This is a genomic window from Acinetobacter sp. IRS14, assembly GCF_034650275.1.
Lineage (GTDB): Bacteria > Pseudomonadota > Gammaproteobacteria > Pseudomonadales > Moraxellaceae > Acinetobacter > Acinetobacter oleivorans.
In genome coordinates this window covers 21,905-48,850 of record NZ_JAOVFN010000002.1, presented here as the reverse complement: position 1 = coordinate 48,850, position 26,946 = coordinate 21,905, and the positions used below count along the sequence as shown (strand labels likewise).

The following is a 26,946-nucleotide window of genomic DNA, read 5'->3' as shown; positions in this document are numbered from 1 at the left end:
AGAAATAATGCGTTTCCCTACCTTAGTTTTTGATATTGAAACTTTAACTGATTTAAAAGCGGGAGCGCATTTATATCATCTTGATTTACCAGAGGCTGATGTAGAGCAAGCATTGACTAAACTCCGTCGTCAAGAATCAGGCATGGATTTTCAACGCTTACCTTTGCATGAAATTGTTTGTATTTCTGGTCTATGGATTGATGAGTCTGGTTTTAGATTATTCTCTTTTAGTCGTGAACAATATTCTGAAGCTGAGATTTTGCAAAAGTTCTTGTCAATTTTTGATAAGCGTCATCCGACTTTAGTGAGTTGGAATGGCTCACAATTTGATTTACCCGTTATTCTATTTCGCGCGATGTATCATGGGCTTTCTGCACCAGGTCTATTTGATCAAGGCGAGATTGATAGCCAGAAACGTTTTAATAATTACCAAAACCGTTATCACCATCGCCACATTGATTTAATGGACGTGATGGCCATGTTTAATGGGCGTAATTTTCAAAAGCTTGATGATATTGCCTGCATTTTAGGTTTGCCGGGTAAACGCGGTGAGTCGGGTTATCATGTGCCTGAATATGTTCGTAATCAACAGTGGTTAAAATTGACTAGCTATTGTGAAGGGGATGTACTCAATACATGGTTTATTTATTTGCGTTGGCTCGTACTAAAAGGCCAGTTGAGCGTAGATGAACATAACCACTGGATTAGTTCGAGTATTGAATATTTACAGACCATGCCGCAGCAGTCTGATTTTCTTGAAGTATGGGAACGTACTTCCAAGCATACTGAATTTACTTCTCACTATTTTAATCCTTCAGATTTTTAGGTTCATCCTTTGAAACAACAAGCCAAATCTCGCAAGCCTCAACAACCTGAATATATTTTTCAAGTTGAAACACTTTCTCATGAGGGGCGGGGAATTGCGCATTATGGTTCTCATCCTGATCATCCAGCAGATAAGCATGGCAAGAAAGTTTTTATTCGCTATGCATTGCCCGGAGAAACTGTAAAGGCTCAGATTACCCATCAAGCAAAGCGTCTTGAAGAAGCTGAGATGGTGCAGTTGTTAGGAGAGCCTTCAACTCATCGCATAGATGCAATTTGTCCTCATTATGGTATTTGCGGTGGCTGTAGCATGCAGCATATCCATCCTGATGAGCAAATTCGTTTAAAGCAAAGTGTGCTCCAATCGCATTTACAACATTTTGCAGGAATTCAGCCTGAACAGTGGCTTGAGCCGATTCGATCTTTACAAACAGATTATCGTCGTCGTGCTCGAATAGGGGTGCGCTATCTGCCAAAGCCAGATCGCTTAATTATGGGGTTTCGTGAACATCATAGTAATCGACTAACTTCTATCCACACTTGTAGTGTTTTGGATAAAAAACTATCAGATAGTTTGCCTGAGCTGCGTATTTTACTCCAAAGTCTAAAAGGCAAAGCGCATATAGGTCATGTAGAATTAGCAAAAGGTGATCATGAAATTTCTTTATTGGTTCGTCATGTAGAAAAATTAAACAATTCTGATGTCAACCAATTAAAGCAATTTGCGTTAGACAAAGGGTGGCAGTTGTATTTGCAGCCTAAGGGGCCTGAAAGTATTCATCGTATTGATGATGAAAAAGGTGCTTTACGTTTACACTATGCCTTAGAGCGGTTTGATGTAAATTTTGCTTTTTCGCCATTGGATTTTACTCAGGTCAATGCCACAGTAAATGAACAAATGGTTCAATTGGCATGTGAATTGCTTCAATTGCAACCAGGTGAAAAGGTACTTGATCTATTTTGCGGTTTAGGCAATTTCTCACTCCCGTTAGCACGATGTGTTGGTGAGAGTGGTCAGGTTGTCGGTGTGGAAGGGAGTGAAGAAATGGTGCAGCGGGCAACAGCTAATGCAAAATGCAATAGTTTGGTGCAAGCAACCTTCTTTTCACAAGATTTAACAAAAGATTTTTCGCATCATTCTTGGGCAAATCAAGGATTTGATGCATTATTGATTGATCCTCCTCGTGCTGGTGCATATGAAATTATGCAGTATGTATCAAATTTTGGAGCAAAAAGAATCGTTTATGTATCATGTAATCCAGCTACACTGGCAAGGGATGCGGGTGTTTTGGTCCAATATGGTTACCAGTTAAAAAAAGCAGCTGTGATGGACATGTTTACGCACACAGAACATGTTGAATCCATTGCACTATTTGAAAAAATTCAAGAGATAAACGATTAAAAACATGAGTTACATATTGAGGAGAATGGTATGGTCACAGTACGTGAACAGTTACCTGAACAACTAACTGAGTTGTCCGAGGAAACGACTGTAGAGCATGCCGCCGAAACGCAAATCGGTTTAGCCTCATGGTTGGATCGGGTGCGTGAAATATTAGACGGGGCGAAGCTTGAACAGCTTGAGCAGGTTGCTCATTTAACCCTGCAAAAAGAGTTGGACTCAACGGTTAATCATCGTTCAAATACTTTCGCTACAGGCGTTGGAATGGCTGATATTCTGGCGCATCTCCATGTAGATGAAGATACTCTATCGGCAGCAATGCTCTATCGTAGTGTGCGTGAAGACATTACTGATATAGAAGAAGTAAAACAGAAATTTGGGGAGCAGGTCTATAACCTTGTCAAAGGCACTTTGGCAATGGGTAAGCTCTCGGAACTCATTGAGAAAAATAAACGGTTAGAAGATCATTTTAATAATAATCAACGAGAACATTTAAGTGGCATTTATAAAATGCTGATTTCGGTTACCGAAGATGTTCGTGTTGTTTTAATTAAACTTGCTGAACGTACCTATTCTTTACGGGAACTAGCAAATTCATCTCGTGAACGTCAAGAACGTGTAGCACGTGAAATTCTTACTATTTATTCGCCATTGGCGCATCGACTCGGTATTGCTCAGCTTAAGTGGGAACTTGAAGATCTCGCTTTTCGCTATTTAGCTCCAGATCGTTATAAAGAAATTGCGTCATTACTGAATGAAAAACGATTAGAGCGCGAACACTATATTCAGTTCGTGATTGATCGTTTAAAAAATGAGTTGGCGTCTTACGGAATCGAGTCAGAAATCACAGGTCGAGCTAAGCACATTTATTCGATTTATCGAAAAATGAAAAGCAAAAACCTGAGTTTTGATCAGCTTTATGATATTCGTGCCTTGCGTGTATTGGTCAATAGCGTTCCTGAGTGTTACCACTCTTTGGGTATTGTTCATCAAATCTGGCGTCACATTCCGCATCAGTTTGATGACTATATTACCAACCCGAAAGCAAATGGTTATCGCTCTTTGCATACTGCTGTAATTGCCGAGAATAAATCGCTTGAAGTACAAATTCGTACTCATGAGATGCATGACGAAGCAGAATTAGGCGTATGTTCGCACTTTAACTATAAAGAAGGTTCAAAGAATACCGACCATTCTTTTAATCATCGTTTGCATTCATTACGTGCTGTTTTAGAGCACTATCAAGAGCGCAATGAAACGACGGTACATCAAAACGAAGATGAAACAGAAGGCTTTGAACAGTTACAAGACTTTGAAGGCTTTGAGAAGATTTACGTTTTTAGTCGTGATGGTGATATTAAGGAATTGCCACGTGGCTCAACAGTTTTAGATTTTGCTTACCATGTCCATACGGAAGTAGGGAACAAGTGTTATGCAGCGCGAGTTAACCAGCGTTATGTGCCACTTACCTATACTTTAAAAACGGGTGAGCAGGTTGAGATTTTAACTAAAAAAGATCGTGATCCAAACCGAGATTGGTTGGTCAATTCTTTAGGTTATATTAAAACCTCTCGTGCTCGTGACAAGCTGCGTCATTGGTTTAGACAGCAAGATCGTAGTAAAAATCTTGAAGTTGGCCGTGAACTTCTTAATAAAGAGTTAGCTCGTCTAGCGATTCACCCAAAAAGTATCGATCTAAATGATTACTCATCACATTTTAACGTGAAAACGGGTGATGACATTTTGGTGAGTCTAGTAAGCGGTGACATTAGCTTACATGCCTTGATTAATCAGGTGAATCGTCAAATGCATCTAGATCAGGATGAACCTGAACTAGTGCTTAAACCAGCATTAAATCCACGTGCTAGCCATACATTGTCTGCTCATGGAATTTTAATTGATGGTTTAGACAATGTAGAGCTGCACATCGCGCAGTGCTGTCAGCCTGTACATGGTGAGTCAATCGCTGGATACATTACTTTGAATCGTGGTGTCAGCATTCACAAAGTCATTTGTTCAGACTACCAACGTATGATTAAGCAAGAACCAGAGCGTGCTGTTGAAGCTGATTGGGAAATGCAGCCGACACGTGGTCAAAGCGTTCAAATTGTGGTGGAAGCTTATGATCGCCGTGGTCTGCTTAAAGACTTAACTCAAGTGATTTTCTCTGACCAAATCAATATTCGTCAGGTCAATACAATTTCTGAAGCAGATGGTATTGCCAATATGAAGTTGTTAATTGAGGTTAAGGGTTTAGCACAGCTTTCTCGCTTATTGGCTCGCTTAGAGCAACAGCCTGGAATTATTAGTGCGCGACGCATGATCCAAGGTGTTTAAATAAATTGAGTAAAAAGGCTGTCAAATGACAGCCTTTTTTATATTGGATTATTTTCTCGATAAATAAATGTTAGTAAGTCGGTTTAAAAACTGAGGGCTTAAAGTCGAGAGTTGGTAAAGCAGTTTGGTTTTTATGCCAACTGGAGTGTGAGTAGGCGTCCAGAAATGAGCCTTTTTCTCTACAAGCGTAAGCACCTGCTGAGCAATATCATTTGGAGTTAAATCTATCCCCATATTTTGAATAGTGCCTGCATCCATATTGTTAACCATTGCAGTTTGCACAAACAGCGGCATCACATCTAAAACGCGAATACCATATTTTTTCCATTCCACATCTAAACCTTCAGTAATTCCGCGAACAGCAAATTTACTGGCTGAGTAAGAAATAAGGTCAGCTTGCCCATAAATTGCAGAAGCTGAAGATAGGTTGATAACGCGTGCAAAAGACGCTTGCTTTAAATAAGGTAGGGCAGAGTGACAGCCATTGATTACGCCGTTTACATTAATATTTATTGTTCTTTGGTGAGCTTTAATATCAGTTGTTTCAAATGCACCAGAATATAAAATACCGGCATTATTTACTAAGATGTTGAGTTCGCCAGCCCATTCAGTAAATTCTTTTAATAAGTGTTGCCATTGGTCGTAATCACTTACATCTAGATAGCCGGCACGGGCATTTGGCCCTAAGTCGTTTGCCAATTTTTGAGCAAGCGATTCATTAATATCATAAATGCCTACTTTATATCCTTGTTTGTAGAATACACGTGCAATTTCAGCCCCAATACCTTGAGCGGCACCACTAATCAGAATACTGTATCTCATCTTTTTTCTCTTTGTCAGTACAATAGTGCGACTGATTTAATCGCTTTGATTTTGATCATAACAAATTAAAATCTTAGTTTTACTGACCGACTTTTTAAACTTGAGGGTTACCATGGATAAATTGCTTAAAATCATGCAAGAGTTACGAGAAAAATGTCCGTGGGATCAAGAACAAACCCCAATGTCACTGACTAAATATGCGATTGAAGAAGCATATGAAGTTGAGGCTGCTGTTCGTCAGGGGGATATCGATGAAATCAGAAATGAGCTAGGCGATTTGTTATTACAAGTCGTGTTTCAATCACAAATGTTTAGTGAGCAAGGTGCTTTTAACTTTCAAGATGTTGTTGAGGCAATAAGTGAAAAGTTAATTCGCCGCCATCCACATGTTTTTCAGGCAGATCAATTTAATAATTTAACGCCAGAGCAAGTAAGTGAGCTTTGGAAACAAATTAAACAGCAAGAAAAACAAGGCAAGCCGCAATCAAGGTTGGACGAAATTAAGCATGGACCAGCTCTATTGCAGGCACAAGAAATTCAAGAAAATGTCGCAAAAGTTGGGTTTGACTTTGAAACCGTAGAAGATGCTTATGGAAAACTAGAAGAAGAGCTAGATGAGTTTAAACAAGCACTGAGAAATCAAAATATTGATGAAATTCAAGATGAATTTGGAGATTGCCTGTTTTCATTAGTCAATGTAGGACGTAAACTTGCGATTTCAAGTGAAACATCACTTTTATCAACAATACATAAATTTAGAAGTCGTTTTGCTTTTATTGAAGATCAAGCACGAAAACAGCAAAGAACATTAGAAGACATGACCTTGTCTGAAATGGATGAATTGTGGAATCAGGCAAAGCGGCAGTTAAGATTAGGGGAAAAAACACATGCATCTCAGCATGAATCTTTGGAAGAGTAAGTCTTATATTTTTATTGTTTTATTTTGGAGCCTGATTTCTTCAACCTTTATTCAGGCTCAATCTTTTGATCAAAATTTTAAGGAGTGGAAGGCTAAACAGCAGATGTATGATCAGAAGTTGAGCATGCAACACGCCTCGCATTCTAGCGTTCCAAAAAGCTCAGCCATGACTGACTCTTCGGGACAAGTTCACTTGAATCAAGCCAATATTGATGAGCTTCAAAAGCTAAAAGGTATTGGTGAGAAAAAGGCTCAAGCGATTGTAGAATACCGTCAAAAGAATGGTGGCTTTAAAAATATTGATGAATTTAAAAGCGTAAAGGGCATTGGTCCAGCCATTTTTGAAAAGAATAAAGCGCGTTTGACTTTATAAATCATCTGTTTGTCAATTGTCATTTCATGCGCAAACTACAGAGAATCAAATTGCCCTTTGTGTGCGTTAGAGCTATGATTAGCGACAACTTGTTATTTACGTCCTGACGTAGGAGACAGCGTCTTTTGCAAACCTTGCGAGCGTCAAAATGTGGTTTGTCCACAGCCCAACTTCCTTCTTCGATTTTAGATGTGATCGATAGCCTGACTAAAGCTGGCTATGAAGCTTATATTGTTGGGGGTGGTGTCCGTGATTTAATGCTAGGGTTTAATCCTAAAGATTTCGATGCAGTGACCAATGCGACACCTTCTCAAATTAAAGAAGTTTTTGGCAGACGTTGCCGAATCATTGGTCGTCGATTTGAATTGGCACATGTCTATTCAGGGCGTGAGCTTATTGAAGTTGCTACATTCCGTGCCCCTCCTAAAAAAGCAGTCACTAGTGCCTCAGGCATGATTTTACGTGACAATAATTGGGGTACTATCGAACAAGACTTTGCTCGACGTGATTTTTCAATTAATACGCTATATTACCAACCGCGTAAGAGTATTGTGCTCGATTTCTGCAAAGCAATTGACGATGTAAAAAATAAAACTCTACGTTTATTGGGCGATCCGGCACAGCGCTTCGAAGAAGACCCAGTGCGTATGCTGCGAACTCTACGTTTTGCAGCTAAGTTAAATTTCAAAATTGATTCAAATATTCTCGATATCTTTGATGCTGAAACGACGCAATTACTGCGTGATGTCTCTCCGCATCGTTTATACGATGAATCTCAGAAGCTGTTCACAATGGGGCATTTGGCGCGTGTTCTGCCAATGTTGATTGAGTTTGGTGTCTGGAAGCAACTCTTTGCAGATATTCAGCCGAACCTCACTCCATTTATTCTAAGAGCAGCAAAGAATACAGATCAACGTATTCAGGTTGGGAAAACAATTAACCCAGCATTTTTCTATGCAGTCTTATTGTGGCAACCATTTTTAGAGCGTTGTGAGTTTTATTTATCTAAAGGTATTGTGCCGGCTGAAGCCCGTGCGCAGGCTGGCTTAGATGTCTTAAAACGCCAAGCAACACGTACAGTTATTCCTCGCTTTGCAGAAACTTTTATTCGTGAAGTTTGGGAAATGCAGACCCGTTTGCTTAATCCAAAACCACAGCAAATAGAAGCATTGGCTGGACATGCTCGCTTCCGTGCAGGTTTTGACTTCTTATTACTTCGTGAAAAGTCTGGTGATGACACAACACAAGGAATGGGAAGCTGGTGGGAAGCCTACCAAGAAATGTCAAATGACGAAAAAGAAGCTGCGATTAGTCAATATAATCGTCAGAAAGCTAGAAACCGTCGTAAAGCTGTTGCTGAACCTATTGAAAATAATAAAGTTGACACCGAAATTGAACCTTTGGTTGATATTCCGGAACCACGTACTCGCCGTGGGAAAAAAGAACGTACTAGACAAGATCAGGCAGTTGGCCGATTTGTTGAAAAAGCGACTACTTCTGAAGCAGGCGTGATAGGCGATCATCCAATTTTAAAACGTAAGCGGGTACAACGTGATTTAAGCCAAGTCGTCTTTGGGCCAACGCAATGACAATAACCACTTATATTGGTTTAGGAAGTAATTTAGGCGATTCACGTCAAATTTTATCTGAAGCCATTGCTAAGCTTAAGACGTTAGGAATGGTTAAAGTCTCTAGACTTTATCAAAGTCCGCCTATGGGACCTCAAGATCAGCCAAATTATTTAAATGCAGTTGCAGAATTAAATACCGATCTTGCGCCTTTAGATTTGCTGGATCATTTACAACGTTTTGAGCAAGAAGCTGGTCGTGTACGGCTTCGTCGTTGGGGTGAGCGAACCTTAGATCTGGATTTACTTATTTATGGCAATGAAAAAATTCACAATGAGCGCTTAACTGTGCCGCACATAGGCATTCTACAACGAGATTTCGTTGTGATTCCTTTATTAGATTTAGATGCTGATTTACAGATTAATGATCAGCCACTTAAAAATTTAGAACTGATACAGCAGCCAACGCTGACTGTACTTGCGGATGAGTCTTGGGCTTAAGCTCTCGATTCATTATGTTCTGCAAACTCCTGTAGAGGATATCATCATGATTAGTCTAAGTGACTTAAGAAAATTTAAAGCCGAAGGACGTAAGTTCTCTTGTCTAACTTGTTACGATGCAAGCATGGCAAAAGCAATGGAACTTGCTGAAATTGATACAATCTTAATTGGTGATTCTCTTGGGATGGCAATTCAAGGGCGAGATTCAACTTTGCCAGTAACCGTTGAAGATATGGCTTATCATACGGCAGCGGTACGCCGTGGTAATCAACATGCCTTGATTATGACAGACTTGCCATTTATGAGTTATGCAACCTTGAATGATGCTTTGCAAAATGCAAGAACAGTCATGCAAGCTGGCGCTCAAATGGTGAAAATCGAAGGCGGTGCATGGTTAAGTGAAATCGTGCGGGTTTTAACCCGTAATGGTGTACCTGTTTGTGTACATTTAGGCTTAACACCTCAATCTGTACATGTATTCGGTGGCTATAAATTACAAGCTAGAACACGTGAAGCAGCAGATCAGCTTATTGCTGATTGTACAGCAGTGGTTGAGGCGGGTGCAGCGGTATTATTACTTGAATGTGTTCCTGCTCAATTGGGGCAAGAAATTGCTGAATTGTTCCCAAATACGCCTGTAATTGGTATTGGTGCAGGTAATGCCACTGATGGTCAAGTGCTGGTTGTACAAGATATGTTGGGTTTAACTTTTGGTCGAGTTGCGCGTTTTGTACGTAACTTTATGAAAGAACAATCAGGTGAAACTGCCATTTTAGATGCTTTTAAAGCTTTTCATGCTGCTGTGCAGGATCAGTCATTTCCTGCCAAAGAACATACTTTTCACGTTGAGCTGTAATTCATGAAAACAGAAACCACCATACAAGGTCTTGCAGCCTCTTTAAATCCTGCTAGAGCTGCACGTAAAATTATTGGTTTTGTCCCAACAATGGGAAATCTACATGAAGGGCATCTCACACTTGTTCGTGAAGCCAAAAAGCTATGTGATGTTGTGGTTGTAAGCATCTTCGTAAATCCGACTCAATTTGGTCCAGGCGAAGATTTTGACAATTATCCTCGTACTTTAGAGCAAGATAGTCGCCTACTTGCCGATGTTGGGTGTGACATTATTTTTGCGCCATCAGTTGAGCAAATGTACGGTACACAACCGCGTTTAACCAACATCAGTGTCAGCCAGATTACAGATGCTTTATGTGGTAGTTCACGTCCAGGACACTTTGATGGTGTAGCTTTGGTTGTAACTAAGCTCTTTAATATTGTACAACCGAATTACGCTTTCTTTGGACAAAAAGATTACCAACAGTTAGCCGTGATTCGTCAGTTTGTACAAGATTTAAATATTCCTTTAGAAGTGATTGGCGTGCCAATTGTTCGTGCAGCAGATGGGTTGGCGCTTAGCTCAAGAAATGGTTATTTAAGCGCTGAGCACCGTCAGATCGCTCCGGTTATTTATCAAAGTTTGAAGCAGGCTGAGCAACAGTTACATCAAGGCAAAGATTTGCAACAAGTTGTAGAAGATATCAAAACTCAGTTGACAGATAATGGCTTTGTTGTTGATTATGTCGAAGCTCGTCAGACAAATCTGTTACCTGCTGTTCAATTTGATCGTGATATTGTGTTGTTTGTCGCGGCAAAATTGGGTGCAACCCGTTTGATTGACAATTTAGAAGTTGCCTTTACACCCCAATAAAAGAGATCAAAGGACAGCCATGCCATGAAGCGTATACTTATCGTGACAGGACAGTCTGGTTCAGGAAAATCTTCGGCCCTTCAAGTATTAGAAGATTTGGGCTATTACTGTATTGATAATTTGCCTTTGGCATTGCTGCCTGAAATCGTGGCAAAGCTAGATCATGAAAACAATCTGGAGCAATTAGCTTTAGGTGTGGATGTAAGAAGTACTCGGGCAGATATGCAAGAGTTCGATCATGTGTTTGAGCAATTACAAAGACATGGAACGGTTGATGTTATTTACTTGACGACACAAGATCAGGATCTGATTGCGCGTTTTAGTGCATCGCGTCGCCCGCATCCACTAGCTAATCGTTTTAAAAGTCTGTTGCAATGTATTCATGAAGAAAAGCAGTTACTGCTTCCGATTCAGTTCCGCGCTACGGTTCATATTGATACAACGGATAAAAGCGTTCATGATTTAAAGCATATTTTACTGTCTAAATTGGGGCAGTCAGATAAGCTTATTGTCATATTGCAGTCATTTGGATATAAACATGGCATTCCTTTAGATGCCGATTATGTTTTTGATGTACGGCATTTACCAAATCCGCATTGGGATTTAGAATTAAGACGTTTTTCTGGTTTGGATGAGCCAGTAAGACTATTTTTAGAAGCAAGTCCGCAAGCAAACGAAATGTTTGATGATATTCTTCACTTCTTAAAAAAATGGCTTCCCGCATTTGCTGAAGGACATCGTCACTATATGACGATTTCTATTGGTTGCACTGGGGGGCAACATCGTTCGGTTTATATCGTAGATAGACTAAAACAAGCACTTGAGGCAGAATGGTCTGTTCAGGTCTTACACAGAGAAATGAAGCACTGGTCATGATAGACACAACTGTTGATGTAATTAATAAACTCGGTTTACATGCTCGTGCATCAGGAAAACTGATAGAGGTCACTACAAAGTTTCGTTCGTCGATCCAGATTGGAAAAGGCGATCATTTGGTAGATGCAAAAAATATTATGTCTTTGCTGATGTTAGGTGCAGGTAAAGGGACCACTTTGCGATTGGTCATTGATGGTACCGACGAAGAGCAGGCATTAAATGAAGTACTGGCGTTATTCGCAGCAAAATTTTATGAGGCAGATTAATCGTGGCACGTGGTTCCCAACGTTATACTGAAGAAGATTTCGGTTCTTTAGAAGGACGTGCAAGTAAAACCGAACAGAAAAAAGCAGTGCAACGCATGGCTGCTTTAGGTGAGCAACTCGCACAACTTTCTATTAAACAAATTCAGAAGCTTCCAGTTGATGAGCGTTTAATTGATGCTTTAATGGAAGTGCAGAACATTAGTTCTTTTGAAGCACGTCGTCGCCAATTTCAACGTATTGGTAAGTTATTGCGCAATGAAGATGAGACGATTATTTTGTCTTATTTAACCCCGCAGCAAGGCGCAAAAAGACAAGCTCAATTAATGCGTTGGGTTGACCGTATGATTGAGCAGGGTGATCCTGCAATTAATGAATTTAGTAAAATTTATAATGCATCGGAACGTCACACCTTGCGTCAGCATGTGTTGAGAATCAACCGCGATAAAACTCAACAGGCGAGTGAAGCAGATATTGAGGCATCAAAAGTTAAATTTGTTAACTATGTGCAGCAAATCGCATTATTGTCTGATCAAGGCTAAATGCGCTTAAATAAAAAAAAGCGACGCTGGAGGCGTCGCTTTTTTTATTTATATATTTTCAGCACGTTCTTTTGCCCATTCTCGCAAAATAAACTTCTGTAATTTGCCGGTAGATGTTTTTGGAATTTCTGTAATAACCACATCTTTAGGAACTTTAAAGCGTGCTAACTCTTTTTGGCAATGTTCAATAATTTCTTCCGGTGTTGCTGTAGCACCCATTTTTAATTCAATAAATGCGCAGGGTACTTCTTGCCAACGAGCATCGGGTTTAGCGACGACCGCAGCAGTTAAAACAGCTGGGTGTCTATACAACACATCTTCTACTTCTAGAGATGAAATATTTTCTCCACCTGAAATAATAATGTCTTTTGATCGGTCAGTAATTTTTGCATAGCCATCTGGATGGCAAACGGCTAAGTCTCCCGTGTGGAACCATCCGCCAGCAAAAGCTTCTTGAGTTGCTTGAGGGTTCTTTAAATAGCCTTTCATGACAATATTGCCACGAAACATAATTTCCCCCATGGTTTGTCCATCATTCGGGACAGGCTGCATTGTTTCGGGGTCTAACACACGCATACTGTCTTGTAATGGGTAGGGTACACCTTGACGGGAATGAAGCTGAGCTTGTTCAGCAATTGAAAGCTCATTCCATCCAGATTGTGAAGCACACAAGGCAGAAGGGCCATATGTTTCTGTTAAGCCATAAACATGGTTGACGTTAATTCCCATGTTTCGCATACCTTCTATAATAGCAACAGGAGGAGCTGCTCCAGCAACCATTACTTCAACATGGTGATCAAAGCTAGTTTGTTTTTCTTTAGGTAAGTTAATAATCATTGAAAGAACAATCGGTGCACCACAGAAATAATCAACCTTATGTTCTGCAATGAGTTGCATGACTAATTCTGGGTCAACTTTGCGCAAACAAATATTCGTTCCACCGCTGGCTGCGATACTCCATGCAAAACACCAACCATTACAATGGAAAAGGGGTAATGTCCATAAATACACAGCACGAGGTTTCATGCCACAGGCTAAGATATTGCTTGCAGCATTGAGATAAGCCCCACGATGATGATAAACAACGCCTTTAGGATTACCCGTTGTTCCAGATGTGTAATTTAAGCTAATTGCATCCCATTCATCTTCTGGTAAATGCCATACAAAGTTAATATCGCCTTGGGCTATCCATTCTTCATATTCAAAAGAACCGATAAACTGATTTTCACCTTCATATTCGTCATCAGCTACATCAATCACAATAATATGCTGGTCAGGAATAAGAGAGAGGGCTTCTCTTGCCAAATTAACAAATTCAGGATCAACCAACAGTACTTTGCTTTCAGCATGTTCAAGCATGAAGGCTATTGTTTTTGCATCTAAGCGTGTATTGAGTGTATTGAGTACGGCACCCGCCATTGGAACTGCGAAATGTGCTTCAACCATGGCTGGAATATTTGGCAATAAGACAGACACCGTATCATTTTTTTCAATTCCCAGTTGTTTGAGCTGAGAAGCAAACTGGCAACAACGTTGGTAAGTTTCTTTCCATGAAATTTGGCGCTTACCATGAATAATCGATGCTTGATTGGGATAAATATAAGCTGCACGCTCTAAGTAGCGTAGAGGGGACAATGCAACAAAGTTTGCGGGTGTGCGTGGTAACTCATCATAAGCACTAACCATGGTAAACAACTCCGTGTTCTATTTTTAATTCATTCTTTGAAAATATGACTTAATACGCATCAAAGCATCTATGCTTTAGTCTTAAACAGAAATACCCTTCAGTCAGAAAATGAGCAAAAATGCTATTTTCTTCATCTTAAACCACTTGCGCTGAGTGTGTTTAAAAAATCTTCCCAATATATTTTTAAGTCATTTATTGCTGTTTACCTGATAAGCAAAATGTATTTATGATTTTGTGGGCTCAAAGGTTTTCACTTTGCTTGAACAAGTGTAAAATCTTTCAGGTTTTTTAATTTTGATTTACACCGTTTTTATATTTTGAGGTTCGCCTCGATCATAATCTCGCGGTGAAATGCTCCTTCGTATAGGGCATCACTCCTTAAGGATTTTTTTATGCCAATTATCACATTGCCAAATGGCGATCAAAAAAGTTTTGATCACGCTGTATCTGTTATGGAAGTTGCCCAAAGTATCGGGCCTGGTCTAGCAAAAAATACTGTTGCTGGCCGTGTAAATGATCGCTTAGTTGATGCATGTGACTTAATTACCGAAGATTCGACCTTACAAATTATCACTCCAAAAGATGAAGAAGGTCTTGAAATTATTCGCCATTCTTGCGCACACCTTGTAGGACATGCTGTTAAACAGCTATTCCCTGAAGCCAAGATGGTGATTGGTCCAGTCATTGAAGAAGGTTTTTACTACGACATCTGGATGCCTCGTCCGTTTACATTAGACGATATGGCAGCGATCGAAGAGCGCATGAAAAAGCTCATCGACCAAGATTACGATGTCGTTAAAAAAATGACACCACGTGATGAAGTAATTGCTGAATTTACTGCACGTGGCGAAGAATACAAATTACGCTTGATTGCAGACATGCCTGAAGAAACACAAATGGGCTTGTACTACCATCAAGATTATTTGGATATGTGCCGTGGTCCACACGTACCAAACACCAAATTCTTAAAATCATTCAAGCTGACAAAAATCTCTGGAGCTTACTGGCGCGGCGATGCGAAGAATGAACAGCTTCAACGTATTTATGGTACTGCATGGGCTGATAAGAAACAGCTTGCTGCGTACATTAAGCGTATTGAAGAAGCTGAAAAGCGTGACCACCGTAAAATTGGTAAAGCCTTAGACTTGTTCCATATGCAAGAAGAAGCACCTGGTATGGTGTTCTGGCATCCAAATGGTTGGACGATTTATCAAGTTCTTGAACAATACATGCGTAAAGTTCAGCAAGACAATGGTTACCTCGAGATTAAAACTCCACAAATCGTAGACTTTACGCTTTGGGAAAAATCTGGTCATGCGGCAAACTACGCTGATAACATGTTTACGACTCATTCTGAAAGTCGTAATTATGCGGTTAAGCCAATGAACTGCCCATGTCACGTGCAAGTTTTCAACCAAGGTTTAAAGTCTTACCGTGATTTACCAATTCGTTTAGCCGAGTTCGGTTCTTGCCATCGTAATGAACCATCTGGTTCTTTACACGGTATTATGCGTGTACGTGGTTTTACACAAGATGATGCACATATCTTCTGTACTAAAGAACAAATTGGTCAAGAAGTTGCAGACTTTATCAAGCTCACTTTAGATGTCTATAAAGATTTTGGCTTTGAAGAAGTGCAAATGAAACTGTCTACACGTCCAGAAAAACGTGTGGGTGATGACGCGCTTTGGGATATGGCTGAGAAATCTTTAGCAGATGCTTTAGATGCAGCGGGTCTTGAGTGGGAACTACAGCCAGGTGAAGGTGCGTTCTACGGTCCGAAAATTGAATTCTCATTGAAAGACTGTCTCGGACGTGTATGGCAATGTGGTACTATTCAGTGTGACTTCAACTTACCAGAGCGTTTAGATGCGTCTTACGTAACTGAAGACAATGATCGTGATCAGCCTGTTATGTTGCATCGTGCAATTCTTGGCAGTTTTGAACGTTTTATTGGTATACTAATTGAACACTACGCTGGTTTCATGCCACCTTGGTTGTCGCCGTTACAAGCATGTGTTATGAATATTACTGACTCTCAAGCTGAAGCTTGTGAGAAAGTCGTAGCAAAACTCAAAGAAAATGGTCTTCGTGCTATTTCTGACTTGAGAAACGAAAAAATCGGATTTAAGATTCGTGAGCGTACTTTAGAGCGTATTCCTTACCTGTTGGTTCTTGGTGATCGAGAAGTTGAAGAAGGTACAGTGAATGTACGTACGCGCTCAGGAAAAAATTTAGGTACTATGTCAGTAGATGCATTCATTGACTTAGTGAAGTCTGCCGTCGCCGAACGCGGCCGGTATATTGTGGAGTAAGAAAGATTAAACAGCCTGACCGTAACCAACAACAAGGTGCAAAAAGCAACCGTCCAGCAATTAACGATGAGATCCGTGCAAAAGAAGTACGCCTCGTCGGTGCTGAAGGTGAGCAAAAAGGAATTGTTTCATTAAGTGAAGCACTGCGTGCTGCTGAAGAGGTTGAACTTGATCTTGTTGAGATCGTTGCAAACGCCGAGCCGCCTGTTTGTAAAATTATGGATTACAACAAGCACTTGTTTGACCTTAAGCAGAAGCAAAAAGATGCGAAGAAAAAACAGCATCAAGTGCAAGTGAAGGAAATCAAACTGCGCCCTGCAACTGATGTTGGTGATTATCAAGTTAAGCTTCGTGCTATTTTGAAATTCCTTGAAGAAGGAAACAAAGTGAAGATCACTTTACGTTTCCGTGGTCGTGAAATGGCTCATCAACAACTTGGCTTAGCTCAATTGCAAAAAATTGAAGCAGACGTGGCTGAGTATGGGGTTGTGGAACAAGCACCAAAAATGGAAGGCCGTCAAATGGGTATGTTACTTGGACCGAAAAAGAAAAAGTAATACTCAAAAAAAGCACTGCAAAAGCAGTGCTTTTTTTTACTCTAATACTAATAAAAAATATCACTTAACTTTTCTTTGTTCAGTTTTATTTAAGACAATTGCTATATTTTTTTAAGAAATTCAATTCACGAATTTTATGTGTTTTTTAGTGTTGGAAATCTCATCGCTCCTCTTAAAACATGATATAACGCAAGACGCAGTCATGATAACGATGAATAGGAAAATAGAATGATTGATCTATATTATTGGGGAACTCCCAATGGACATAAAATCACAATTGCCTTAGAAGAAATGGGACTGGATTACACCCTTTACCCAATTAATATTTTAGAAAATGATCAATTTCAACCAGATTTCCTGAGAATTTCTCCAAATAACAAAATTCCTGCGATTGTTGATCAAAATGGACCTCGTGGTGAGCCGATATCTATATTTGAATCGGGCGCTATCTTGCAATATCTAGGTCGAAAAACTGGATTATTTTATCCAGATGATGAACAAGAGCGAGTTGAGGTTGAGCAGTGGCTCATGTGGCAAATGGGTGGTTTAGGACCTATGCTTGGGCAAAATCATCATTTTAATAAATTTGCCCCTGAAAAAATTCCCTATGCTATAGATCGCTATGTTAATGAAACTAAACGTTTATATGGCGTACTTAATAAACAATTAATTGGTCAGAAGTTTGTTGCTGGTGAATATTCAATTGCTGATATGGCAATTTTACCTTGGATCTTGCGTTATGAATGGCAAGGTATTCAACTTGAAGACTATCCATATGTACAAGAATATATTGTGCGCTTAACAGCACGCCCAGCAGTTCAGAAAGCACTATCAATTAAAGTGGCTTAATTTCTTGCCTAGATTTAATAAATGCTTAAAGCAAAAAGTCATTTGGTGTAATCGCTTATGCTGAGTTACTTTTTGCTTTTTATCAGTGCTTTTGGTGCTGCCACATTATTACCTCTACAGTCTGAAGCGGTGTTGGTCACTTTATTATTAAAGGGACAATATTCAGCTTTGCTTTTAATCGGTACTGCTACTTTGGGTAATGTCTTAGGTTCTTGTGTTAATTGGTGGTTAGGCCTAAAGATAGAGCAATTTAAACATCGAAAGTGGTTTCCAGTTTCTGAAAAACGTTTAGAACAAGCCCAACGCTTTTATCATAAGTATGGCTTTTACTCTTTACTTTTAAGTTGGGCGCCTATCATTGGTGATCCAATTACTTTGGTTGCTGGACTCTTCAAAGAAAATTTTTGGCGCTTCCTTGGTATTGTTATTATTGCTAAAGCAGGGCGCTATTTGTTTATTTACTGGGTGGTGATGGGTTTTATTTAAAATAAAAAAGCATCCGAAGATGCTTTGATTTATAAATCTTTAAATTAATCTTCTGAGCTTCTGGTGATATCAACTTTAAATAGATCGTTCGTTTTGATCCAACAGAAAGTCACAACAACCAGCGTCATGCAGCCTCCAAAAATTGTAGCGGTAATCGTGCCTAAATATTTAGCAGCTAAACCTGATTCAAAGGCCCCTAATTCATTACTCGAAGATACAAACATCCCGTTTACGGCAGCAACGCGGCCTCGCATATTTTCTGGTGGGAAAATTTGCAAAATGGTTTGTCTTACCACAACAGAAATACTGTCACATGCGCCTGTCATAGCAAGAGCAAAAAGTGATAACCACATATTTTTTGAGAAGGCGAATAGAATAGTAAATATTCCAAACCCTGCTACAGCAAGTAACATGTTACGCCATGCGTGCTGAGTTGGCGGAAAGCGGGTCAAAGCAATCATTGTGATAAGTGCGCCAATAGATGGAGCAGCTCGTAAATATCCAAGCCCTTCCGGACCGACTTTTAATATATCTTCTGCGAAAATTGGTAATAACGCGATAACGCCGCCAAATAAAACAGAAGCTAAATCAAGAGAAATTGCCCAAAGAACAATTTTGGTTTTCCAGATAAAACGGAAACCTTCTCCTAAGCTTTCTAGAATATTGTCAGTTTCAATTTTAGGGAAATTACGTTTATGCAATAAATTAATTAAAATAAAGCAAATACCAAGTAAAACAGCAACGCTAAATAGACTGGTTTCTCTGCCTAAATAAGCAAGCATAAAACCACCCAGCATTGGTCCAATAATTACACCACTTTGCCAGCCGATGGTTGTCCATGTCGCACCATTTGCATAAAGTTCGCGTGGAATTAAAAATGGTTTTAAAGATGTTGCAGAAGGATTGTAGAAACCGCGGATTGTTCCTAAGCCAAAAATAACAGCATAAATGCCCCAAGAAAGGAAGCTAACACTGATATGCCCTAAACCATGTAAGTGGAAAAGTAACCATAAAACCAGGGGAAGGGGAACCGAGAAAAATAAACAGATTTTCATAATAATCTGTTTATTAAACCTATCTGCAAAATAGCCTCCCCAAAGAGAAAGGGCAATAAAAGGAATAGCCTCTGCAAGTCCGATTAAACCTAAAGTTAGTGGGTCTTTGGTGATTTGATATAATGAATAGGCAACAATAATTTCTTGAATCAAAATTGCGAGCGTTAAGCAAAACTGATTGATCGTAACGATAGAGAAGTCTCGATACCGTAATGCAGCGAAAGCATCATTTTGTATATTCATATTCTTTTGAATTTAGGGGATTGCACTTATTATAGGCGATGATTTTGTGGATTTTCTCGTAATTTGATAATTGATTATAGAAAATATCGTTTATATAAAATAGACAATTTACTATCAAAAAATGAGCATTTTACTTTTGTTTTAAGTTGGGATGCTTTAGAATATCGGCTCCCTTACCTGCAGGTCGTTTTTGCAATGGTGCAAACGTTCCGAACAGGTGTTCAAAAGAGGTTGTTATGCCTAAGATGAAAACTCGCCGCGGTGCTGCTAAACGCTTCAAGGCGACTGCACACGGTTTTAAGCGCAAACAAGCATTTAAGCGCCACATTTTGACCAAAAAATCTGCTAAACGTATCCGTCAATTACGCGGCTGTGTAATGGTTCATGTTTCTGACGTGAACTCAGTTCGTCGTATGTGCCCATACATCTAAGGAGATTATAAATGGCTCGTGTAAAACGTGGTGTAGTGGCTCATCGTCGTCACAAAAAAATTCTTGCTCGCGCTAAAGGTTACTATGGTGCTCGTTCACGCGTTTACCGCGTAGCGTTCCAAGCGGTAATCAAAGCTGGTCAATACGCTTATCGTGACCGCCGTCAAAAGAAACGTCAATTCCGTGCTCTATGGATTGCGCGTATCAATGCTGGTGCTCGTCAAAATGGTTTGTCTTACAGCCGTATGATCGATGGCTTGAAAAAAGCTCAAGTGATCATCGACCGTCGCGTATTAGCTGACATCGCTATGCATGATGCAGTAGCATTTGCTGCTTTAGCTGAAAAAGCTAAAGGCGCATTAGCTGCATAAGCTTAGAGATTCAAAAAGAGGCCGCTTTTTAGCGGTCTTTTTTATTTTTAGTGGCTCTATTTTAAAAAAGAGAATAATCAGAGATAAATGATGAAAGACGAAAAATTTCTAAATGACTTAATACAAAAAGTAAAGCAAGACGATCAGTCTAAATACTTATATTTCTGGGGACATACTCCTAAGCAAGCTGATCTTATTGATAAAAGCTGTTTTAGCCAGTGGTTTCCTGCGCAATTTGAAATTGAGAGTGTTGAGTACTTTACTGCTGAGCACTATATGATGGCGCAAAAAGCAAAATTATTTAATGATGAAGAAATTTTTGCACAGATTTTGCAGGTTAAACATCCGAATGAGGCAAAACAGCTAGGTCGTAAAGTGCGTAATTATGATGAACAGATATGGCGAGAAAAACGTTTTGACATAGTGGTGCAGGCGAACTTTGCTAAATTCTCTCAACATCATAAATTGAAAGAATTCTTATTAGCCACAAAAGATCGTATTTTGGTTGAAGCATCTCCAGTCGATAAAATTTGGGGAATTGGTATGGCACAAGACCATCCACATATTCAAGATCCATCTCAATGGCAAGGCTTAAATTTGTTGGGTTTTGCTCTAATGCATGTTCGAGAGCGGCTTTTAGCTGAATAAGTTTGTATGAAACAAATTGGTGCTTCATTTTAAAAGTAGTGACGTGAGGGGAACGAATTGCAATTACTAAATGAAAGAGAAATTCGTATAGCTACTTTTAAGGATGCATTATCTATTGCAGAAGTACATGTGCAGTGTTGGAAAGAAACCTATACAGGTATGCTTAAGCAGGAAATATTGGATGAGCTTAAAGTACTAGATAAAGAACAGTTATGGAAAGAAATCACCAAAAGCCCTGATCATAAGTTACTTATCTATACTGAAAATGGAATAGTGAAAGGCTTTCTCGATGGTTACTTAAACCCAGAGAGTAATATTGCTGAAATTCTTGCTTTTTATCTTTTAAGAGAAGTTCAAAAACAAGGCATAGGCCGTGAGTTATTCCAAAATTTCTATCAATGTGCTTTAAATCAGGGATACAGTTTTATTCGTTTAGAAGTTTTTAATAAAAATCCAAGCCGGTTTTTTTATGAAAAAATGGGAGCCAAAATAATTGGCGAAACCGAACTACCGGAGTTCGGCTTCGAAACAACAGAATTACTTTATCAATGGAAACTCTAATTTAAGTTAAAGCCCAAAATAATAAGCCAGAGCACAAATAATAATCGTTAGAATAATCAGCTTAATAACGCCTGAACCAGTGCCTTTATGGTGGTGAGATTTCAAATGTTGTGGATTTTCATTTGATTGCTCGAACGGAGAGGCTTTAATTACAGGTACGATCTGAGCTGTTTGGTAGTGATTTGCAGCCTTAACAATAAGTTTGGCAAACAAATCATCAGTTTTTTGCGTAAAATTTCTTAAATTAATGAGTTGTTCTTGGTCTAGCTCTTCTCCTAATGGATCATTTGCAAGGCGTTTCTTTTGTTCTAAATAATTAGCCAATGCTTGAGTACGAGATAAAAGCTGATGAGCATAATCAGCAGGATAATTTTCTGGAATTAAAGCAAGTCTTGGTTCTTGGCTCGTAATGCTTGTACCATCAAAATGAGCTTTTTGAAATTCTGGCTCTTCAAACCCTGCTGCATATTTACTACGAAATAATTCACTCTCCATAAAGTCAGCTATTTCTTGCCATGGCGGATTTTTTAAATCAGCTTCAATTTTTTTTGATAATTTTTCATTGAGTTCAAAACGCCAGAAAGTTTCTAAACGAAGCTCACAGGTTTGTGAAGCAGGAGCTTCAAACTCATTATCATTGTTATACCATTCAGCAAGTTCATGGCCGAAAATCCATGCAAATTTCTTATCATTTTGATGGCTAACGATAAAATGAGTGTAAGGCAAAAGCTCAACGTTGCTGTTTGGATTTTGCTCTTCGTTTAGCAGGCTTGATAAATGTAAACTGAGCTGAGTGGTACCTTGTTTTTTTAGCGCTTCTAGCCAAACTTGAAAGTGTTGAGCGAGTAAATGCTGAGAAGCTAAGTCACGAAACTGAAAACTATGGTGGTCAAAAATATGATGTTGTCGCCATTGGGTAAAGCTTAAATTCTGACGGAGGTATTCATTACCATACGTCACAAGCGTAAGTTGTTGTTTCCAAATTTGATTGAGCGCCATAATAGTTGATCTCATTGACGATGCTATTATCTTATACGTTTTATCTTTTTGTTGCCTAATACATTTTTCATGATGGATAAACTTCATCAATCTGATGAAAAACTGTTAGAATGCAGTGTTTTATTATATTTTTTTAATTTGTTGCTTTGAGAGTTAATATGTCACTGGAAGCCCTGACCACAGAAGCGCTTGCTGCCATTGCAGCAGCTCAAGACCTTGTTGCACTTGATCAGGTGCGTGTGCAATTTACAGGGAAAAAAAGCCAGCTTGCAGAACAATCGAAAGCATTAGGGAAAATGGACCCTGAAGAACGCAAAGTACAAGGTGCTGCGATTCATGCTGTTCGAGAAACAATTAATACTGCTTTAACAGAACGTCAAGCAGCATTACAACAGGCAGCACTTGAGCAAAAGCTAGCAAGCGAAACGATTGATATTACTTTGCCAGGCCGCGGTCAGCGCATTGGTACAGTTCACCCTGTTACTCAAGTACAAGAAAGAATTTGTCAGTTCTTCACTAAAGCTGGTTTTACAGTTGCGACTGGTCCAGAAGTTGAAGATGACTATCACAATTTTGAAGCATTAAATATTCCTGGTCACCATCCAGCGCGTGCTATGCACGATACTTTCTATTTTGATGCCACTCATTTACTGCGTACGCACACGTCTGGTGTGCAAATTCGTACCATGGAAACAAGTGAGCCACCAATTCGTATCGTATGTCCAGGCCGTGTTTATCGTTGTGACTCGGATCAGACGCATTCGCCAATGTTCCATCAGATCGAAGGCTTGTATGTTGCTGAGAACACCAGCTTTGCTGAATTAAAAGGTTTATTAATTAACCTGCTGAATGAATTTTTCGAGAAAGATTTAAAGGTACGTTTCCGTCCATCATATTTCCCATTTACTGAGCCAAGTGCAGAAGTAGATATTATGGATGAACGTGGCCGTTGGTTAGAAGTTTTAGGCTGTGGCATGGTGCATCCAAATGTATTAAGTGCCGCGGGTATTGATCCTGATAAATACAAAGGCTTTGCTTTTGGTTTAGGGGTAGAGCGCTTTGCTATGTTGCGTTATGGCATTAATGACTTGCGTATGTTCTATCAAAATGATGTGCGTTTCTTACGCCAATTTGCCTAACAGTTTTTCAGGATTAAAAAAGGTTTATAAAGATGAAGATTAGCGAAAATTGGCTACGTACATGGGTTAATCCGGCAATTGATAGTGATACATTATCTGATCAGTTGACGATGCTTGGTCTTGAAGTTGATGAATTGGCACCTGTTGCTAAACCATTTACTGGCGTTGTAATTGGTGAAGTGCTCACTGTTGAGCAGCACCCTGATGCAGACCGTCTACGTGTTACAACAGTGAATATTGGTTCAGGTGAGCCTTTACAAATTGTATGTGGTGCACCGAACGTTCGCGCTGGAATGAAAGCACCTGTGGCAACCATTGGTGCAGTTTTACCTGGTGATTTTAAAATCAAAAAAGGTAAACTTCGAGGAGTTGAGTCACAAGGCATGCTTTGTGGTGCTTCTGAGATCGATCTTGAAGATAAAATCGATGGTTTGCTCGAATTGCCAGCTGATGCTCCAGTAGGATTAAATATCCGTGAATACCTCAAACTTGATGATAATGTCATTGATATCAGCATTACTCCAAACCGTGGTGACTGTTTTAGTATTCGTGGTATTGCTCGTGAAATTGCAGTTATTAATAAGCTGCAAATGAATGAACCTGTAATTAACGCGGTTGATGCCACTATTGCTGATGAGAAAAAAGTAGTTATCAGTACTGAAGGTGCTCCGCGTTATCTAGGGCGGGTAGTTAAAAATGTTAATGTAAAAGCTGCTACTCCTGAGTGGATGGAACAGGCTTTATCACGTTCAGGAATCCGTACTCATAGTATTTTGGTTGATGTGACCAACTACGTCTTAATGGAATTGGGTCAACCAATGCATGCATTCGATTTGTCTAAAATCGAAGGGACTGTACGTGTTCGTCAAGCAACACAACAAGAAAAGTTACAACTTCTGAATGATCAGGAAGTTGAGTTGCAAGAAGATATAATGGTGATTGCTGATGACCAAAAAGCTCTGGCAATTGCTGGAATTATGGGTGGTTTATCATCAAGTGTAACTGATGATACGACTGATATTTTCCTAGAAAGTGCTTTCTTTGCACCACTTGCGATTGCTGGGCGTGCTCGTCGTTTTGGTTTACATACCGACTCTTCGCAGCGTTATGAACGCGGTGTAGATTTCGAATTACCTTTAATTGCAATGAATCGTGCTTCTCAGCTTATTCAAGAGTTAGCAGGCGGCGAGTTTGGTCCAATTACTGTAGCTGAAAAAACTGATCTACTGCCTAGCCGTGAAGCAATTGAATTGAAACAAGCTCAGGTAGACCAATTATTGGGATATCAAGTTGCGGGTGAGTTCATTGCAGATGCTTTAACTCGACTAGGATGTAAGGTAACAGTTAAGACTGAAGGTGAATGGAGTGTAGTACCGCCATCACATCGCTATGACATGGCTATTTATCAAGACTTAATTGAAGAAGTGGCGCGTATTGATGGTTATGACAATATCCAAATTAGCTTACCAACTATGGATGTTAAATTTGCTAAATATCAAGATCGTTTTGAACTCGCAGAGCTGCGTCAAACGATCGTGACTTTAGGTTATCAAGAAGCAATTAGCTTTAGCTTTGCTGATGCAAAACTTGAAAAGCAATTAAATCCAGAAGTTCAGCCACTAATGCTAGCAAATCCAATTTCAAGTGATTTGGCTGCAATGCGTAGTACTTTACTTTCTAGCTTAATTCCTTGCGTACAATATAATCTCAACCGTCAGCAAAGTCGTGTTCGTTTCTTTGAATTCGGACTGCGTTTTGATTATCAAAATGCTAAGAGCATTGAAGATTTAAAACAGACGCCTACGTTGGCTCTGGTTGCAGTGGGTTCACAAGAACCAGAATCATGGCATGTTAAGCCTCAACCAATGGATTTCTTTGATTTCAAAGGTGAGGTGGAGGAAGTTTTAGCTGCTGGTCGTGTAAGTGTGGAATATGTTCGTTCAGAACGTGCGTGGTTGCATCCAGGACAATCGGCTGAAATTTTAGTAGAAGGTAAATCAATTGGTTACTTGGGCCGTTTGCATCCATCTCTAGAAAATGAGCTTGATTTAAGCACGACTTGGGTGGCTGAACTTGATCAAACAGCTGTTTTGCAATCTTATGTATCTAATTTTACAGAATTATCACGTTTTCCTTCGGTTAGACGTGATATTGCGCTTTTAATCTCTGATAATATAAATGTTAGAGATATTCAGCAGTTAATCGAACAAACTGGTGGAGAGCTTTTAGACTCTACATGGTTATTCGATGTGTATACGGGGCAGGGTGTCGAAGATGGTAAGCGCTCATTAGCGTTTGCACTTTTGTGGCAACATCCTTCACGTACGCTTGAAGATGCTGAAATTAAATCTGGTATGGACAATATAATCCAAGTGTTAGAAAACACTTATCAAGCGACATTGAGGGCCTCATGACAGCATTAACTAAAGCAGACATGGCTGATCATTTAAGTGAGTTAACCAGCTTAAATCGCCGTGAAGCAAAACAAATGGTCGAGTTGTTCTTCGACGAAATTAGCCAAGCACTTATTGCAGGGGAGCAGGTTAAGCTTTCTGGTTTTGGTAATTTTGAGTTAAGAGATAAACGCGAACGTCCAGGACGTAATCCTAAAACAGGTGAAGAAATTCCAATTTCTGCACGTAGGGTAGTGACTTTTAGAGCAGGTCAAAAGTTTAGACAACGCGTTGGAAATGAGCAGATCGATTGATCTGCTTTTTTTACTTATATTTAGATGGCTTTATTTAATTAAAATGTTATATCAATTTATCTAGATAGTTTAAGCGAAATGATTTTTGGAATATAAAACTTAGGCGTAAAAAAAGAGGACAAAATGTCCTCTTTTTTTCTAATCTAATATATAGATTAGTGTGCAGCAGAAGCAGCAACGTCAGAAGCAGCAGCAGCAACGTCAGAAGCAGCAGCAGCAGTTTCAGAAGCAGCAGCGTCAACAGCTACAGCAGCTTCAGAAGCAGCAGTAGTAGCTTCAGAAGCAGCAGCTACAGCTTCAGAAGCAGCAGCAGCAGGAGCTTCTTCTTTCTTAGAACAACCAACGAAAGCTAAAGTAGCAGCTACAGCAGCAGCAACAGCAAATTTTTTGAATAACATGGCATCACTCTCACAAAAAAGATTTGAGATTAAAAAAACCTAAGTTGGACTGTTTTGCTTTTATTATTCCTAAAACGTAGCTAGGTAACAACGCATGGAGCAGTCTAACTGGTCTGCCGCTATGCTATCACTGCAAATGCTGAAATACTACTGTCGTCTGTCAAAAAAATGTATGAAAAACAGAAAAACAGTCTGTTTTTTAACAGAAAAAAACAATCAATCGGCTCGAGTGTATTGGAAAAGGTAGAGGTAAACTACTAAAAAACTTATTTTTTTTAATTCAAAAATAATTATTATCAAAAGCTTATAAGTAAAATTACATAAAAAACTGCAAAATGTATTTTTGTGTAAAGCTTGTCAACCAA

29 protein-coding genes are annotated in these 26,946 nt (G+C 39.4%); 24 read left to right on the top strand and 5 right to left on the bottom strand.

Features of this window, described 5'->3' with window-relative positions; translation table 11 throughout:
* Positions 1-7: 7 nt before the first annotated feature.
* Genes ODQ17_RS02470 through ODQ17_RS02460 form a run of 3 tightly spaced genes read left to right on the top strand, consistent with a single transcriptional unit; the run spans position 8 to position 4,564 of the window.
* Positions 8-826, top strand: coding sequence for a 3'-5' exonuclease (locus ODQ17_RS02470; RefSeq protein ID WP_005302389.1), 819 nt, complete (start codon positions 8-10; stop codon positions 824-826).
* A 9-nt stretch (positions 827-835) separates the two neighbouring features.
* The gene (rlmD, locus tag ODQ17_RS02465; RefSeq protein ID WP_322901537.1) at positions 836-2,227 is read left to right on the top strand and encodes a 23S rRNA (uracil(1939)-C(5))-methyltransferase RlmD; all 1,392 of its coding nucleotides are present in this window, start codon (positions 836-838) and stop codon (positions 2,225-2,227) included.
* Between the two features lie 30 nt (positions 2,228-2,257).
* Positions 2,258-4,564, top strand: a complete 2,307-nt coding sequence (locus ODQ17_RS02460) for a RelA/SpoT family protein (RefSeq protein WP_005302395.1) — start codon at positions 2,258-2,260, stop codon at positions 4,562-4,564.
* A gap of 48 nt (positions 4,565-4,612) precedes the next feature.
* Here ODQ17_RS02460 and ODQ17_RS02455 read toward each other — a convergent pair whose 3' ends face one another.
* Positions 4,613-5,386, bottom strand: a complete 774-nt coding sequence (locus tag ODQ17_RS02455; protein ID WP_322901535.1) for an SDR family oxidoreductase — start codon at positions 5,384-5,386, stop codon at positions 4,613-4,615.
* Positions 5,387-5,498: 112 nt separating this feature from the next.
* Between ODQ17_RS02455 and mazG the strand changes: the two genes are divergently transcribed.
* The 9 genes from mazG (at position 5,499) to yjgA (ending at position 12,135) form a co-directional block, all read left to right on the top strand.
* Positions 5,499-6,305 carry a nucleoside triphosphate pyrophosphohydrolase gene (gene mazG, locus ODQ17_RS02450; RefSeq protein WP_322901533.1) on the top strand — a complete coding sequence of 269 codons (807 nt, stop codon included), beginning with the start codon at positions 5,499-5,501 and terminating at the stop codon, positions 6,303-6,305.
* On the top strand, positions 6,274-6,678 hold the full coding sequence (locus ODQ17_RS02445; RefSeq protein ID WP_322901531.1) for a ComEA family DNA-binding protein: 405 nt from the start codon (positions 6,274-6,276) through the stop codon (positions 6,676-6,678). The genes mazG and ODQ17_RS02445 overlap by 32 nt, the downstream gene beginning before the upstream one ends.
* Before the next feature lie 125 nt (positions 6,679-6,803).
* Entirely contained in the window at positions 6,804-8,267 is a 1,464-nt protein-coding gene (gene pcnB, locus ODQ17_RS02440) for a polynucleotide adenylyltransferase PcnB (protein WP_322901530.1), read from the top strand.
* Positions 8,264-8,746 (top strand): 2-amino-4-hydroxy-6-hydroxymethyldihydropteridine diphosphokinase, encoded by a 483-nt coding sequence (gene folK, locus ODQ17_RS02435; RefSeq protein ID WP_013198930.1) that lies wholly within the window; start codon positions 8,264-8,266, stop codon positions 8,744-8,746. The genes pcnB and folK overlap by 4 nt, the downstream gene beginning before the upstream one ends.
* Positions 8,747-8,792: 46 nt before the next feature.
* The gene (panB, locus tag ODQ17_RS02430; protein WP_322901528.1) at positions 8,793-9,602 is read left to right on the top strand and encodes a 3-methyl-2-oxobutanoate hydroxymethyltransferase; all 810 of its coding nucleotides are present in this window, start codon (positions 8,793-8,795) and stop codon (positions 9,600-9,602) included.
* Positions 9,603-9,605: 3 nt separating this feature from the next.
* Positions 9,606-10,454: a pantoate--beta-alanine ligase gene (gene panC, locus ODQ17_RS02425; RefSeq protein WP_322901526.1), complete on the top strand. Its 849-nt coding sequence runs from the start codon at positions 9,606-9,608 to the stop codon at positions 10,452-10,454.
* 24 nt (positions 10,455-10,478) lie between these two features.
* The gene (rapZ, locus tag ODQ17_RS02420; RefSeq protein WP_004794551.1) at positions 10,479-11,330 is read left to right on the top strand and encodes an RNase adapter RapZ; all 852 of its coding nucleotides are present in this window, start codon (positions 10,479-10,481) and stop codon (positions 11,328-11,330) included.
* Complete coding sequence (locus ODQ17_RS02415; RefSeq protein ID WP_013198928.1) at positions 11,327-11,596, top strand: HPr family phosphocarrier protein; 270 nt, start codon at positions 11,327-11,329, stop codon at positions 11,594-11,596. The genes rapZ and ODQ17_RS02415 overlap by 4 nt, the downstream gene beginning before the upstream one ends.
* Before the next feature lie 2 nt (positions 11,597-11,598).
* Complete coding sequence (gene yjgA, locus ODQ17_RS02410; protein ID WP_004794549.1) at positions 11,599-12,135, top strand: ribosome biogenesis factor YjgA; 537 nt, start codon at positions 11,599-11,601, stop codon at positions 12,133-12,135.
* Between the two features lie 48 nt (positions 12,136-12,183).
* Here the strand turns inward: yjgA and ODQ17_RS02405 are convergent, their stop codons facing one another.
* Positions 12,184-13,821: an acyl-CoA synthetase gene (locus ODQ17_RS02405; protein WP_322901523.1), complete on the bottom strand. Its 1,638-nt coding sequence runs from the start codon at positions 13,819-13,821 to the stop codon at positions 12,184-12,186.
* A 393-nt stretch (positions 13,822-14,214) separates the two neighbouring features.
* On the opposite strand from ODQ17_RS02405, the gene thrS reads away from it, so the two are divergent.
* The 4 genes from thrS to ODQ17_RS02385 all read left to right on the top strand — a co-directional run bounded on the left by thrS (position 14,215) and on the right by ODQ17_RS02385 (position 18,029).
* Positions 14,215-16,137: a threonine--tRNA ligase gene (gene thrS / locus ODQ17_RS02400; RefSeq protein WP_004794546.1), complete on the top strand. Its 1,923-nt coding sequence runs from the start codon at positions 14,215-14,217 to the stop codon at positions 16,135-16,137.
* Between the two features lie 5 nt (positions 16,138-16,142).
* The gene (gene infC / locus ODQ17_RS02395; protein ID WP_081399203.1) at positions 16,143-16,694 is read left to right on the top strand and encodes a translation initiation factor IF-3; all 552 of its coding nucleotides are present in this window, start codon (positions 16,143-16,145) and stop codon (positions 16,692-16,694) included.
* A gap of 228 nt (positions 16,695-16,922) precedes the next feature.
* On the top strand, positions 16,923-17,543 hold the full coding sequence (locus tag ODQ17_RS02390) for a glutathione S-transferase N-terminal domain-containing protein (RefSeq protein WP_322901521.1): 621 nt from the start codon (positions 16,923-16,925) through the stop codon (positions 17,541-17,543).
* A 57-nt stretch (positions 17,544-17,600) separates the two neighbouring features.
* The gene (locus ODQ17_RS02385; protein WP_049837865.1) at positions 17,601-18,029 is read left to right on the top strand and encodes a YqaA family protein; all 429 of its coding nucleotides are present in this window, start codon (positions 17,601-17,603) and stop codon (positions 18,027-18,029) included.
* 44 nt (positions 18,030-18,073) lie between these two features.
* Here ODQ17_RS02385 and nreB read toward each other — a convergent pair whose 3' ends face one another.
* The gene (nreB, locus tag ODQ17_RS02380) at positions 18,074-19,327 is read right to left on the bottom strand and encodes a nickel resistance MFS transporter NreB (RefSeq protein WP_199988000.1); all 1,254 of its coding nucleotides are present in this window, start codon (positions 19,325-19,327) and stop codon (positions 18,074-18,076) included.
* Positions 19,328-19,563: 236 nt separating this feature from the next.
* Here nreB and rpmI point away from each other — a divergent pair, with 236 nt between their 5' ends.
* The 4 genes from rpmI (at position 19,564) to ODQ17_RS02360 (ending at position 21,338) form a co-directional block, all read left to right on the top strand.
* Positions 19,564-19,758, top strand: coding sequence for a 50S ribosomal protein L35 (gene rpmI, locus ODQ17_RS02375; protein WP_003655048.1), 195 nt, complete (start codon positions 19,564-19,566; stop codon positions 19,756-19,758).
* Between the two features lie 11 nt (positions 19,759-19,769).
* Positions 19,770-20,129 carry a 50S ribosomal protein L20 gene (rplT, locus tag ODQ17_RS02370; protein ID WP_000124858.1) on the top strand — a complete coding sequence of 120 codons (360 nt, stop codon included), beginning with the start codon at positions 19,770-19,772 and terminating at the stop codon, positions 20,127-20,129.
* 90 nt (positions 20,130-20,219) lie between these two features.
* Positions 20,220-20,777: an NADAR family protein gene (locus ODQ17_RS02365; protein ID WP_322901785.1), complete on the top strand. Its 558-nt coding sequence runs from the start codon at positions 20,220-20,222 to the stop codon at positions 20,775-20,777.
* A 57-nt stretch (positions 20,778-20,834) separates the two neighbouring features.
* The gene (locus tag ODQ17_RS02360; RefSeq protein WP_322901518.1) at positions 20,835-21,338 is read left to right on the top strand and encodes a GNAT family N-acetyltransferase; all 504 of its coding nucleotides are present in this window, start codon (positions 20,835-20,837) and stop codon (positions 21,336-21,338) included.
* Positions 21,339-21,344: 6 nt separating this feature from the next.
* Here ODQ17_RS02360 and ODQ17_RS02355 read toward each other — a convergent pair whose 3' ends face one another.
* On the bottom strand, positions 21,345-22,337 hold the full coding sequence (locus ODQ17_RS02355; RefSeq protein ID WP_252060469.1) for a hypothetical protein: 993 nt from the start codon (positions 22,335-22,337) through the stop codon (positions 21,345-21,347).
* 158 nt (positions 22,338-22,495) lie between these two features.
* On the opposite strand from ODQ17_RS02355, the gene pheS reads away from it, so the two are divergent.
* Genes pheS through ODQ17_RS02340 form a run of 3 tightly spaced genes read left to right on the top strand, consistent with a single transcriptional unit; the run spans position 22,496 to position 26,183 of the window.
* The gene (gene pheS / locus ODQ17_RS02350) at positions 22,496-23,476 is read left to right on the top strand and encodes a phenylalanine--tRNA ligase subunit alpha (protein ID WP_252060468.1); all 981 of its coding nucleotides are present in this window, start codon (positions 22,496-22,498) and stop codon (positions 23,474-23,476) included.
* A gap of 32 nt (positions 23,477-23,508) precedes the next feature.
* Positions 23,509-25,890, top strand: a complete 2,382-nt coding sequence (pheT, locus tag ODQ17_RS02345; protein ID WP_322901516.1) for a phenylalanine--tRNA ligase subunit beta — start codon at positions 23,509-23,511, stop codon at positions 25,888-25,890.
* Complete coding sequence (locus ODQ17_RS02340) at positions 25,887-26,183, top strand: integration host factor subunit alpha (protein ID WP_000126166.1); 297 nt, start codon at positions 25,887-25,889, stop codon at positions 26,181-26,183. Before pheT ends, ODQ17_RS02340 begins: the two co-directional genes overlap by 4 nt.
* A 155-nt stretch (positions 26,184-26,338) precedes the next feature.
* Here ODQ17_RS02340 and ODQ17_RS02335 read toward each other — a convergent pair whose 3' ends face one another.
* Positions 26,339-26,581 (bottom strand): hypothetical protein, encoded by a 243-nt coding sequence (locus ODQ17_RS02335; RefSeq protein WP_322901514.1) that lies wholly within the window; start codon positions 26,579-26,581, stop codon positions 26,339-26,341.
* 94 nt (positions 26,582-26,675) lie between these two features.
* Between ODQ17_RS02335 and ODQ17_RS02330 the strand changes: the two genes are divergently transcribed.
* Positions 26,676-26,828 carry a hypothetical protein gene (locus ODQ17_RS02330; RefSeq protein ID WP_107880773.1) on the top strand — a complete coding sequence of 51 codons (153 nt, stop codon included), beginning with the start codon at positions 26,676-26,678 and terminating at the stop codon, positions 26,826-26,828.
* The last annotated feature ends 118 nt before the right edge of the window (positions 26,829-26,946 follow it).